This window comes from Longimycelium tulufanense (assembly GCF_014645795.1).
GTDB classification, from domain to species: domain Bacteria; phylum Actinomycetota; class Actinomycetes; order Mycobacteriales; family Pseudonocardiaceae; genus Longimycelium; species Longimycelium tulufanense.
Map to the genome: position 1 here is coordinate 141,254 of NZ_BMMK01000017.1, position 11,082 is coordinate 152,335.

Consider the following 11,082-nt stretch of genomic DNA (forward strand, 5'->3'; position numbering starts at 1 on the left):
TCTGATCCGGACTCCGTTTGTCCTGTCTGCCATCCACGAATGCGGCGCGCTCCGCTGGCCAGGTACAGCTACCGGTGCGCGACGCACTCGACAGCCTCGTCCGGGGCTCTTCCCGGCCATTGGCCTGACGTGCCCAGGTGATGCCGGCCCACGACGCATTCCCTGTGACAACAGGGGTTCTTGGTCGAGGTGCGGGGTGCGGCCCCCAAGACCGCACCCCGCACCGTCGTCACCACTCGTGCTACTCCGTGGTGATGTCCCGGCGGCGGAATCCCGCGAAGCCCGCGGCGGTCAGTCCCACCGCGACCAGGGCCAGCCACGCCAGCGGGGTTGCGGCGAACTCGCCGCCCGGAAGCTTCGGGACGTGGGTGAACGGGGAAACGTCCAGCAGCCACTGGTTGAGCTGCAGCATGGGACCGAACTGGCTGACCAACAGGAACAGCACCAGGGCAGCCCAGGTCACCCCGACCATCCGGGGCAACAGCCCGAACAACGCCACGGCGATCCCCACGGTCACCCACACCGCCGGCAACTGCGCGAGCGCACCGGCCAGCACCCGTGGCGTCTCCTCGGCGGCGTCCCCGGTGCGTAGGCCGTGCACCAGTCCGGCGGCCGCTCCGCCCGCGGCGAGCGGCACAACGACGCCTACGAGGGCGAACACCACGTGGCCGCCCAGCCACCGCAGCCGCGTGGTGGGGGTGGCCAGCAGCGGCTCGGCACGCAACCCCACTTCCTCGGCGCGGGGCCGCAACGCGGCCTGCAGGCCGTAGATCGTGGCCACGAGCCCAAGAACACCCATCATCGACGAGAAGTAGGAGTCGATGATGCCCTTCTCCCCGCCCATCGCGGCGATGAGTTGTCGCAGCTGCGGGTTGTCGGTGGCCAGGGCACGCATCCCGTCGGCGATGCCGCCGAGGACCACGCCGACCACGGCGAAGGCAACGGTCCACCACGCGAGGGAGGCGCGGTGCAGTCGCCACGCCAGCCCAAGTGGGCTGCGCAGCGACGGTGCCGCCGTCTCGGGCCCGGACCGGGTCGGGATCAGGCCGGCATCCAGGTCCCGGTGGGCGACCAGAAGATGTGCCACGGCGACGAGCACGACCGCGAACGCCGCCGGGAACGCCAGCACCCACCAGCGTTCGTCGGCGAACGGGCGGATCCGTTGGGCCCAACCGATCGGCGACAACCAGGACAGCCAGACCGGGCCGTCCTCCCCCGAAGCGTCACCTGCGACGCGCAGCAGGAAAGTGACGCCGAGGATGAGGCCGGCGAGGCCGGTCGCCGTCCGCGCGTGTGCGGTGAGCTGCTCGGTGACCGCGGCGAGTGCGGCGAAAACCCAGCCCACGGCGGCGAACGACAGGCCCAGGGCGACCGAGCCCGCCGGCTCGCCCAGGCCGGCCAGTCCGAGCGCCACCAGCGCCGCGAGCACGAGGTTGGCGCCGAAGGCCACCACGAGCGCGGCGGTCAGCGGAGCGTGCCGGCCGACGACGGTGGCGCCCAGCAGCTCGAGCCGGCCCGCCTCCTCCTCGGCACGGGAGTGCCGGACCACGGTCAACAGGCTCATCAGGGCCACCAGCACGGCGATGAAGCCGCCCACGCGCCACGCGGTGAGCCCGCCGATCGAGCTGGGGTCGAAGACGGGGCCGATCAGCGCGGTCAGTGACGGGTTACTGCTGAGGATCGAGCCGAACTGCCGCCGGGACTCGACCGTCGGGTAGAGGTCGGCGAGGGCACTGGCGGTGATGACCGGCACGACGGTGAGGCCGACGATCCAGATCGGCAGCCGCACCCGGTCCCGGCGCAGGGCCAGCCGGACCAACGACCCGGTGCCCACGAGCGTGCCCATCAGGCCACCGCCTCGTTGGCCGTGCCGTTGAGGTCGTCCTCGTAGTGGCGCAGGAACAGCTCCTCGAGCGTGGGCGGCTGGCTCACCAGCCCCACGACGCCGAACCGGGTGAGGTGGCGCAGCACCTCGTCGAGCCGGTCGCCGTCCACCTCACAGCTGACCGTGGTCCCGCGCACCGTCAGGTCGTGCAGGCCGGACAACGTCTCCAGCCCGGTGGGCGGGTGGGCCAGGTCGGCGGTGATCGAGGTGCGGGTGAGGTGGCGCAGCTCGGCGAGCGTGCCGCTCTCCACGGTGCGGCCGTGCCGGATGATGCTCACCCGCTCGCACAGCGCCTCGACCTCGGCGAGGATGTGGCTGGAGAGCAGCACGGTGCGCCCGTTGTCGCGCTCCTCGGTGATGCACTCGCGGAAGATCGCCTCCATCAGCGGGTCCAGGCCGGCGGTGGGCTCGTCGAGTAGGAGCAGTTCGGCGTCGGAGGCCAGCGCGGCGACGAGCGCGACCTTCTGCCGGTTGCCCTTGGAATAGGTGCGGCCCTTCTTGCTCGGATCCAGGTCGAAGCGCTCCATGAACTCGTCCCGGCGCTTGGGGTTGAGCCCACCGCGCAGCCGGCCGAGCAGGTCGATGACCTCGCCACCGGACAGGTTCGGCCACAGCGACACGTCGCCGGGGACGTAGGCGAGCCGGCGGTGCAGCTCGGCGGCGTCGTGCCAGGGGTCGCCGTCGAGCAACCGGATGGTGCCGGCGTCGGCGCGCAGCAGGCCCAGCAGGATGCGGAGCGTCGTCGACTTGCCCGCACCGTTGGGACCCAGGAAACCGTGCACCTCGCCCTCGCCGACCCGCAGGTCGAGCCCGTCGAGGGCGTGGGTCCGGCCGAAGGACTTGTGCAGCCCGGAGACCGAGATGGCGGTTTTCATGCTTCAGAAGCTACACTCTTTTCACAATCTCGTGAAGATTAGTTGATGGTGCGGCTCGACCGGCTCGACCGGCTGGGACGGGTCGAGATCGCGGGAAGGGTGAGCGTGTGACAACGGCGGGCCGGGACGACGCGGCGGTATCGCGGTTCATCGAGCGGTTCGCCTCGGCGCTCGTCGAGGCCGGCATCCCCCGCATGCCGGCACGCGTGTTCACCGCCCTGATGAGCTCGGACTCCGGCCGGCTCACCGCCGCCGAGCTGGCCGAGCAGCTGCGGGTGAGCCCGGCCGCGATCTCCGGGGCCGTCCGGTACCTGGGGCAGGTGAACCTGGTCACCCGGGAACGCGAGCCCGGGTCCCGCCGCGACCACTACCAGGTGCACGACAACGTCTGGTACGAGGCGATCCTGCGCCGCGACCAGATCCTGCACCGGTGGGAGAGCATCCTGCGCGAGGGCCTGACCGCGCTCGGCCCGGCCACCCCGGCCGGCGTCCGGGTGAACGTGACGCTCGAGTTCTTCGAGTTCCTGCAGCGGGAGCTGCCGGCCGTGCTCGCGCGCTGGCGCGAGTACCAGGCCGAGCGCCGCGAGCACCAAGCCTCCCGCCCCTAGGAACGCCCCTGCGACGCACCGGCGCCGGATATCCTTTTCGTTCCTTTCATCCTGTTCTGGGGCTGGCGGCTCCACCCTGTTCTCCGTTGGACTCGCACGCGTGCAAGCAGGGTCAGACCACCCCATACCGCACCTGGGGGACGTCTGGTGACCGGTTGCCCACGGCGGCACCCGCATACTCGAAGGCATGGCGGGCCAGCTATTCACCGCGGACGACGACTCGAACCGCGAAGGATCCCAGGTCGGGCTGCGCCACGACGGGCAGAGAGGCGTTGGGTCCGCTGCGGCCGAGCGCGGGCAGTTCGCCGCGTCGTCACACCGCTCCCGCACGCCAGGGCTGGTCGGCTTCCTGGTGACCGCGGTGGCGTGCGTGATTGCGTTCATCGCCTGCTACGTGGTGCTGGTTCTCACCCCTGGCGGTCAGCAGGTGGAGGACGCGCTTTTCCTCAAGGCATGGGATCCGGCCGTCGCCAAGATCATGTCCCCGCTGTCGAGATTCCGGATCGCCGCCGACCTGGTCTTCCCCCTGGCAGCCCTTGCGACGGTGTGGTTGGTCGCGGTGGCGCGTCGATGTCGGCGACTCGGGCGCATCGGCATCGGGTGCATCGCGGCTTCGGTCGGCGTCGCGGAGGTGCTCAAGTACGTCGTCCTCGATCGGCCGGCCCTCAACGGGCTGAGCCTGACCGGTGGCAACAGCTTCCCCAGCGGACATGTTGCCTTCGCGATGTCGTTCGTCCTCGCGCTTGTCCTGGTCCTCCCCCACCGGGCGCGACCGCACGTGATGGCGGTCGGGGGAACAGGGGTGGCGGTGACCGCCGGCATGACCGTCATGGCTGGTTGGCATCGACCCAGTGACATCATCGGCTCGACCCTGTTGGTCCTCGCTGTTTTCTGCGTCGCCATCCTCCTGCTCGCACGCGGCGGAGGTGTCTCCGTCCAGCCGGACCAACGCTCGATGCAGGCGATGGTCGCCGCCCTCATGCCGATGTCATTCGTCCTTGCGCTCTGGTTCACCGTTGGTGGAACGCCCGCATTCGCCGGAACTGTCACCACAGCATTCCTGATGGTCGCACTACGGCTCCTGCATTCAGTCGATCTGAGCTCGCAACTCCACATCGTCGACCGGGACTTGTCCCATCCCACACGACAGTCTGTCCACAACGGACACCGATGCCAACGCGATGACCACGTCGACGATTGAGGAACTGCTCGGCCGCCCACCGTTGCACCTCCTTGACTGGCCGTACGCCACCGCGACGCACTTTTGGCCGCCCCCGCAGATGTGTGACACGGCGGAGCTCCGGATCTCCGCGGTACGGACACGCTCCGTGCGTCGGGCAAGCTGGGCGCCCCCGGCGACTTCGGCGACGGCGGGCCGGATTTCGACCGCTGCACCAACTTCGAGACCGAAGTGAACTGCGAAGCCCAGTCGCGCGGATGGGTAAGCGGCGTAGCCAAGCAGTTCCGGCACGAGTGACGGGGGCCCGGCTGAGAAGCTGCCGGGCGCCGTTGCCGTGAGCATCGCGGTTCGGTGAACCGCAGCGCGGTCAACTCGCGGTGGACGCGTTCCAGTCGAGAAGCTGGATGATGACCCCGTTGGGGTCGAGCACCTGGAAGGCGCGCTCGCCCCACTCCTCCGGGGTCAACGGCATGGCAATGGAAACGCCCTCACGCTCCAACCGCGCCAGCTCCCCTTCGACGTCGTCGACCACGAAGGCCAGAGCCGTGCCGCTGACATGCGTGTCCCGCTGATGGTCGGGCAGGGTCGACAGGCCACGGCGCAGGAACACGACGTTCATCCCGGTATCCGGCCGGCTCAGCGAGGCGAACCCGTCGGCCGCCATGTCCTCGGTGAAGCCGAAGTGCTCGACCAGGAACGAGCTGGAGGCGGGAACGTCGGCGACGTTCAGGGTCACGGCGGACGAGGTGATCTTCACGGTCTGACCTCCCGTAGCAATGGACGATGGCGCCCCAGAACCAGCGCTGCCGTACAATGTACGATACATAGAACGGTAAGCGCCGATGACCTGTCCAAGATCTGGTGAGGGAGACGACCGGAGATGGGCCCGGCAGCCGCAGCTGCCGGGCCCATGCATGGCCCTCAACCGTCGCGAACGCGATCACGCGTCGGAATCGGCACGAGCAGTGGCCTCCCGGAGCTGGCGCAGGGCTTCGGGAAACTTGGCGACGCACTGTTCCAACGCGTGCTCCTCGAGGACCACTTCGAAGCACTCATCGCCGTCGTCGAAGCCCACCTCGACCGAGCTGTCAGCAGAGCTGACGATGCACCGCACCTCGGTGTTTCCGCGAACGGTCACCCATCCCCCGACCCTGACCGAACCTCGTGTGCCCATAGGACAACCCCTTCCATCCGACGTACCCCGCGACATCACTTGAAGCACCTGATCGATTACTCTGGGTGCAGGGAGATCATAAGCTACACGCAAATACTTGCCTGTAGCTAAATAAGGTGATGTTGAAGGGACCGCACATGGGCCAGCGCCGGCTCGGACTCGACCGCATCCAGGTCGCTGCCACCTTGCGTCGTATGCGCGAGGAGGCTGGCCTGTCCAGGGACGAGGCAGCGGCAGCACTCGACTGCACTGCGGCGAAGATCAGCAACCTCGAACTTGGCCGAACGGGCGTGAAAACCCTTGAGTTGGAGAAGTTGCTCGACCTCTACGATGCTTCAGGCGACGAGCGGGAAGCGCTGATCGAAACGGCGCGGGCGGCGCGCGGGCGGCGACCCCGAACTCCTCATGGGTCACTCCTTCCGCTACGGTTCCGCCGCGCATACGACCTTGAAACCCAAGCTCGCGCCGTAATGTTCTACTCCCCTGAGGTGATCCCGGGCGTACTCCAGACGGAGAACTACCTGAGCGCCCTACTGAGTTACAACGGTGTACTCGGCCATGCGGAGATCGAGCGCCGACTCAGCCTGTGGCAGCGGCGGCGCAAGGTGCTGACCGCAGGCTCTCCGCCCGTGTATCACTGCATCCTCGGTGAAGCCGCACTCTACAAGAACGTTGGGGGACCAGCGGTGATGTGGGAACAACTGACGAGCCTCGTCGAGTGTATGCGCGAAGCGCCTACCGCTGCTGTCCAGATCTTGCCCCTGGCATCAGGGCCACACGGCTTCATGGGCATGACGACCACGATCCTTCGGTTTGATCCGCCAGCACCGGATGTTCTCCACAACGACATCCCGGAGCGGGATCCCCTCACCGACAAGCCTTCGGAGGTCAAGGCCGCGCTCAGATACTTCGGGATGCTCCAAGACCACGCACTCGACCAGGATGAGAGTCTTTCTCGCATCATGGAGGTTGCCGAGGAGCACAGGAAGCAGGCCGACGATGCGTAACAAGCACGTGTGGTTCACGCCGCGCAAGTCCTACAACACCCAAACCTGCGTCGAGACCAAGATCACCGATGATGCCGTGTATGTGCGTAACTCCAACGCACCCGAGGCCGGCACCGCGGTCTTCACGCACCGCGAGTGGCGGGTCTTCATCGACAGCGTGCGGGAGACCGACGACTACGACCTCCCCGCCTGAGTCGGGCTGCTCAATTCGGCTCTGCTCAGGCGAGGATCGTCGTGATGGCCGCGCAGGCTGTGCGAGAGGCCGGTGTGCCGCGGTCGGCGAGGGCCTTCCGGACCACCGCGAGGCGTTCCCGGACCCGGCTCGCACCGAGGTGCGGGGCGAACTGGTCGAGCCCCGCCAGCACGACGTCGGCGGCACCCTCGGCGTTCCCTTGCCGGATCCGCGCCTCGGCCAGTGTGATGGTGTGCAGGAGCTGGTTGCGTGGCTTGTGGCTTCCGAGTTCGGGCAGGCTGTGCAGCAGCTCCTGTTCGGCACGGTCCGGTTGGTCGAGGTCGATCCAGGACTTCCCGGCCTTGGCGACGAGTGTGGCGTGGCTGACCCAGGTCAACCACGTGGGCCCGGTGGAGTCGGTGCCGGCGAGGGTGACCGCCTCGTCCATCGCCTGTTCGAACGCCGAGCGCCGGCCCAGCATCGCGTGGGCGCGCGCTTCGCGGCACGCCAGCAGGGCCCGTAGTCGTCGCGGCGAGTCGCTGGCGCCGTGGCGCGCGATGCGGTGCAGGCGTAGGGCGCCCTGCGGATCCCCGGTCCAGGACGCCAGATAGCCCAGGCACGACAGGGCGTGGGCACCGAGTTCGCGTGCGCCGGCGGCCGTTGTGGCCCGGAGAGCGAGCAGGAAGTAGCGCTGTGCACAGCCATGGCGGCCCAGGTCGATCGCACTCCACCCGGCGATCTCGGCAAGCTCGGCCAGGTGCCGGTGCAGTTCGGCGGCCTGCGCCGAGTCGTAGGCGCAACCACCGGTCAGGCCCGAGATCCAGCGCAGGTCGTGGTGCGCCCAGTCAAGGACGATGGGTCCACTGCGGTCGTCCTGGAGTCGGCGCAGCTCGACGACGCGAGTTCCGACCAGGTCGAGCACTTCCGGAGTCAGTTCGACGCCCGAAGCCTGCGAACGGGGACGTGCGCGCTCCTCGCCGGCCCAGTCCACGGCGACGGTGAGCACCGTGGCATCGGCAAGCAGGGGCGGGTTTCCGCATTCGACGTCGCGGAGCGCCTCCGCCAACGGCCCCTGGGTCACCACGGCGGCCTTGGCGCAGGGTAATGGCGGGACGACATGGCGCCATTTGTCCGGCCAGACCTTCTCGACGGTGACGTTCTCCCCGAGGTGACATCCGAGGATCTCGGCGACCAGCCGGGGCGTGTTCCCCCGCGGATAGGAACCCCGGAGCCAGGCATATGGCGCCTTCGAGCTGATGGCACCGGGACCGGAAACCCGGTTGATCTCCTTGGCCAGCCGTTCCGGTGACCAGCCCAGGCGGTCCAAGTACGCGCGGAGCGACACGGTATCCCCTCGTGACGGTCATAGTCGTGCTCGATGACATGATCGTGCCGTGCGACGGGGACGCCCGTCATCGCCACTTCAACAACAGTTTTCGTGACACCGTGTCCAGGAATTACCCGACCAATGCGATCATTTCAAGAAGCAGATCTTATATATCGCCGGATTCGGTAAGTACGCCGCACGGTCCGCCTTCTTCTTCCCACTGTCGGAATTTCCGCCGACCCCGATCCCGAATATTGCGTCCGCGGGGGACGTACCGGGCCGCGCCGCGGCTGGTGGACACCTCGCGTTCTGGTGACCGCGGCGCCGGCACGGCCCCGCACGCCGGAGCGGGGCGGGGCGACATAAGGCCGGACGCGGCAACGTTCAACACAGAAACCAAAACCGTTCGATTTTGGTAATAACCAACCACGCACCGTTACCAGTCGAACCGGCAACGCATTCTCACGCCGGTCGTACGCTCGGTTTTGACTAATTTGACCGCTTTAACCTCCACCGAGCCTTCCCCACGAGGCCGGATGTTGCTGAACTGATATCCGCCATCATCACGAGACGGAAGGTGAAACGGCACATGTTGGTTCGTGACATGACGAGGTGTCGGCGATGAGCGTCGCTGCCGATCTCCGCCTTTCCGTCAGCCCGATCGACAGCGTGATCGTTGTCATCTTCTTCGCCGTCGTGATCGGCAACGGTGTGCTGGCGCGGCGCTTCGTGAGCGGCAGCACGGACTTCTTCCTGTCCGGTCGTTCCCTGCCGGCCTGGGTTTCGGGCTTCGCCTTCATCGCGGCCAACCTGTCGGCGATGGAGCTGCTGGGCATGGCCGCCAACGGCGCCCAGTACGGAATGCCGGCCACCCACTACTACTTCATCGCGGCAATCCCGGCCATGGTGTTCCTCGGCCTGGTCATGATGCCGTTCTACTACTCCTCCCGGGTCCGCAGCGTCCCGGAGTTCCTGCGGCGCCGCTTCAACAACGCCGCCCACCTGTTCCAGTCCCTCGCCTTCGCCGTCGCGTCGATCCTCATCGCCGGCATCAACCTCTACGCCCTCGGCCTGCTCGTCAACGGCCTCCTCGGCTGGCCCGTCTGGCTGTCGATGCTGACCGCCGCCCTGGTCGTCCTCTCCTACACCACCTTCGGCGGGCTGTCGGCCTCGATCAACAACGAGGTCATGCAGTTCTTCGTCATCGTGGCCGCCCTGGTGCCCCTCACGCTCATCGGACTGCACCGGGTCGGCGGCTGGGACGCCCTGATAGGACACGTCACCGCCAAACTCGGCGAGGACGCCACCCACGCCTGGCGTGGCACGACCGTCGGCGAGGCCACCAACCCGTTCGGCAACTGGATCGCCATCGCACTGGGCATGGGCTTCGTGACGTCGTTCGGTTACTGGACCACCAATTTCGCCGAGGTACAACGGGCGCTGGCCGCCAAGGACCTCGCCGCCGCCCGCCGCGCCCCCCTCATCGGCGCCTTCCCCAAGATGCTGCTGCCCGCCGTGGTGATCCTGCCCGGCATGATCGCCCTGCCGCTGCTGCCCGAGCTCGGAACACCCGGCGTGCCCTACAACAACGCCCTTCCGTTGCTCATCGGGGAGCTGCTGCCCACCGGACTGGTCGGACTCGCCCTCGCCGGACTCCTCGCCTCCTTCATGGCGGGCATGGCCGCGAACATCAGCGCCTTCAACACGGTGGTCACCTACGACATCTGGCAGTCCTACGTCCGCAAGGACCGCGCCGACCGCTACTACCTCGCCGTCGGACGGGTCGCGACCGTGGTCGGCATCGGCCTGGGAATCGGCGCGGCGTTCATCGCCGCCGGCTACCACAACATCCAGACCTACATCCAGCAGCTCCAGTCGTTCTTCAACGCTCCCCTGTTCACCACGTTCCTGTTCGGCATGCTGTGGAAACGGGTGACGCCGTGGGCCGGTTTCTGGGGAATGATCGCGGGAGTCGCGGGCGCTGCCGGTGTCTACGTCGCCGAGGCCCTCGGCTGGCTGTCGTTCAACTCCGAGCAGGCCGCCGCCTTCGCCGGCTCCGGAGCCGCCTTCGTGGCCGACGGTGTGGTGACGCTGGCCGTCACCGCCGTCACCGTTCCCAAGCCGGACCACGAGCTGCGCGGGCTGGTGTGGAGCCTCACCTCACGGCGGTGGAACACCGCCGACCGCGATAGCCGCACGCTTCGCCGATGGGTGCAGTCACCGGTGACGTTGGGTGTGATCTGCCTGTCTTTCGCGACCGCACTGAGCTTCTGGATCGCCTGAACCACAACCGGGGTGAACGATGACGGCCTTTGACCGCGACGCGCGTCCCAACCGTGCGAGCCGACTGCTGACCGCCCTCTTCGACGTACGATGGATGATCGCGGGGCTCTTCGCGCTCTACGGGGTCATTCTGGCCGTGCACGGCGCCTGTTGCTGGTCCGACAACGACGAGATCAAGACCGGTGGGCTCCGCATGACCCTGTGGTCGGGCCTCGCCATGATCGCCGTCGCGGTGTTCTTCGCCGCCTGGGCCTGGCTGCGCCCGTCCACCCGAGGACAGGACACCCGCGCCGAGTCACAGGCATCACCGTCCGTTCCCGAACCAGAGCTCGATCTGGCCGCCACTGCGCGGCCAACACTGACGCGGCCCTGAACCCGTCACCACAAAGTGTCCCTACACCCCGACCGTCGCAAGATCGCGACAGAACCGAAAGGAAAAGAATCCCCGATGCGTATTGGAATCGCTGGGGTTGGACGAATTGGCCAGATGCATGCGGCCAATTTGGTCTCGCTGGATGTGTTCGATGAGGTGTTGTTGTTTGATCCGTTGCCCGGTCGGGCTGAGCGGGTG

Annotated in this window: 11 protein-coding genes; 6 read left to right on the forward strand and 5 right to left on the reverse strand. The window is 67.6% G+C overall.

All coding sequences use genetic code 11. From position 1 onward, the window contains the following. Positions 1–241 precede the first annotated feature (241 nt). On the reverse strand, positions 242–1,846 hold the full coding sequence (locus tag IEY55_RS18280; protein ID WP_189059426.1) for an ABC transporter permease: 1,605 nt from the start codon (positions 1,844–1,846) through the stop codon (positions 242–244). After that, positions 1,846–2,760, reverse strand: coding sequence for an ABC transporter ATP-binding protein (locus IEY55_RS18285; RefSeq protein WP_189059428.1), 915 nt, complete (start codon positions 2,758–2,760; stop codon positions 1,846–1,848). Before IEY55_RS18285 ends, IEY55_RS18280 begins: the two co-directional genes overlap by 1 nt. A 107-nt stretch (positions 2,761–2,867) precedes the next feature. Between IEY55_RS18285 and IEY55_RS18290 the strand changes: the two genes are divergently transcribed. Both IEY55_RS18290 and IEY55_RS18295 read left to right on the forward strand, forming a co-directional pair. Further along, on the forward strand, positions 2,868–3,368 hold the full coding sequence (locus IEY55_RS18290) for a GbsR/MarR family transcriptional regulator (protein ID WP_229686510.1): 501 nt from the start codon (positions 2,868–2,870) through the stop codon (positions 3,366–3,368). 187 nt (positions 3,369–3,555) lie between these two features. Next, on the forward strand, positions 3,556–4,569 hold the full coding sequence (locus IEY55_RS18295) for a phosphatase PAP2 family protein (protein ID WP_189059430.1): 1,014 nt from the start codon (positions 3,556–3,558) through the stop codon (positions 4,567–4,569). A gap of 346 nt (positions 4,570–4,915) precedes the next feature. On the opposite strand, the gene IEY55_RS18300 is transcribed toward IEY55_RS18295, so the two are convergent. Together IEY55_RS18300 and IEY55_RS18305 are read right to left on the reverse strand one after the other, a co-directional pair. Next, a complete protein-coding gene (locus IEY55_RS18300) occupies positions 4,916–5,305 on the reverse strand; it encodes a VOC family protein (RefSeq protein ID WP_189059432.1) in 390 nt (129 codons plus the stop codon). Between the two features lie 183 nt (positions 5,306–5,488). After that, the gene (locus IEY55_RS18305; protein WP_189059434.1) at positions 5,489–5,686 is read right to left on the reverse strand and encodes a hypothetical protein; all 198 of its coding nucleotides are present in this window, start codon (positions 5,684–5,686) and stop codon (positions 5,489–5,491) included. A 173-nt stretch (positions 5,687–5,859) separates the two neighbouring features. Between IEY55_RS18305 and IEY55_RS18310 the strand changes: the two genes are divergently transcribed. Next, complete coding sequence (locus IEY55_RS18310) at positions 5,860–6,729, forward strand: helix-turn-helix domain-containing protein (RefSeq protein WP_189059436.1); 870 nt, start codon at positions 5,860–5,862, stop codon at positions 6,727–6,729. After that, positions 6,722–6,922, forward strand: a complete 201-nt coding sequence (locus IEY55_RS18315) for a DUF397 domain-containing protein (protein ID WP_189059438.1) — start codon at positions 6,722–6,724, stop codon at positions 6,920–6,922. Before IEY55_RS18310 ends, IEY55_RS18315 begins: the two co-directional genes overlap by 8 nt. Positions 6,923–6,947: 25 nt before the next feature. Here the strand turns inward: IEY55_RS18315 and IEY55_RS18320 are convergent, their stop codons facing one another. Further along, complete coding sequence (locus IEY55_RS18320) at positions 6,948–8,246, reverse strand: NsdA family TPR-like regulatory protein (protein WP_189059440.1); 1,299 nt, start codon at positions 8,244–8,246, stop codon at positions 6,948–6,950. 603 nt (positions 8,247–8,849) lie between these two features. Here IEY55_RS18320 and IEY55_RS18325 point away from each other — a divergent pair. Further along, positions 8,850–10,511 (forward strand): sodium:solute symporter family protein, encoded by a 1,662-nt coding sequence (locus IEY55_RS18325; RefSeq protein WP_189059441.1) that lies wholly within the window; start codon positions 8,850–8,852, stop codon positions 10,509–10,511. A gap of 19 nt (positions 10,512–10,530) precedes the next feature. Next, the gene (locus IEY55_RS18330) at positions 10,531–10,884 is read left to right on the forward strand and encodes a hypothetical protein (protein WP_189059443.1); all 354 of its coding nucleotides are present in this window, start codon (positions 10,531–10,533) and stop codon (positions 10,882–10,884) included. Positions 10,885–11,082 lie beyond the last annotated feature (198 nt).

Coding starts and splice junctions, on each gene's coding strand:
- IEY55_RS18280 (WP_189059426.1), bottom strand. CDS start 1,846: ATGGGCACGCTCGTGGGCACCGGGTCGTTGGTCCGGCTGGCCCTGCGC.
- IEY55_RS18285 (WP_189059428.1), bottom strand. CDS start 2,760: ATGAAAACCGCCATCTCGGTCTCCGGGCTGCACAAGTCCTTCGGCCGG.
- IEY55_RS18295 (WP_189059430.1), top strand. CDS start 3,556: ATGGCGGGCCAGCTATTCACCGCGGACGACGACTCGAACCGCGAAGGA.
- IEY55_RS18310 (WP_189059436.1), top strand. CDS start 5,860: ATGGGCCAGCGCCGGCTCGGACTCGACCGCATCCAGGTCGCTGCCACC.
- IEY55_RS18315 (WP_189059438.1), top strand. CDS start 6,722: ATGCGTAACAAGCACGTGTGGTTCACGCCGCGCAAGTCCTACAACACC.
- IEY55_RS18325 (WP_189059441.1), top strand. CDS start 8,850: ATGAGCGTCGCTGCCGATCTCCGCCTTTCCGTCAGCCCGATCGACAGC.
- IEY55_RS18330 (WP_189059443.1), top strand. CDS start 10,531: ATGACGGCCTTTGACCGCGACGCGCGTCCCAACCGTGCGAGCCGACTG.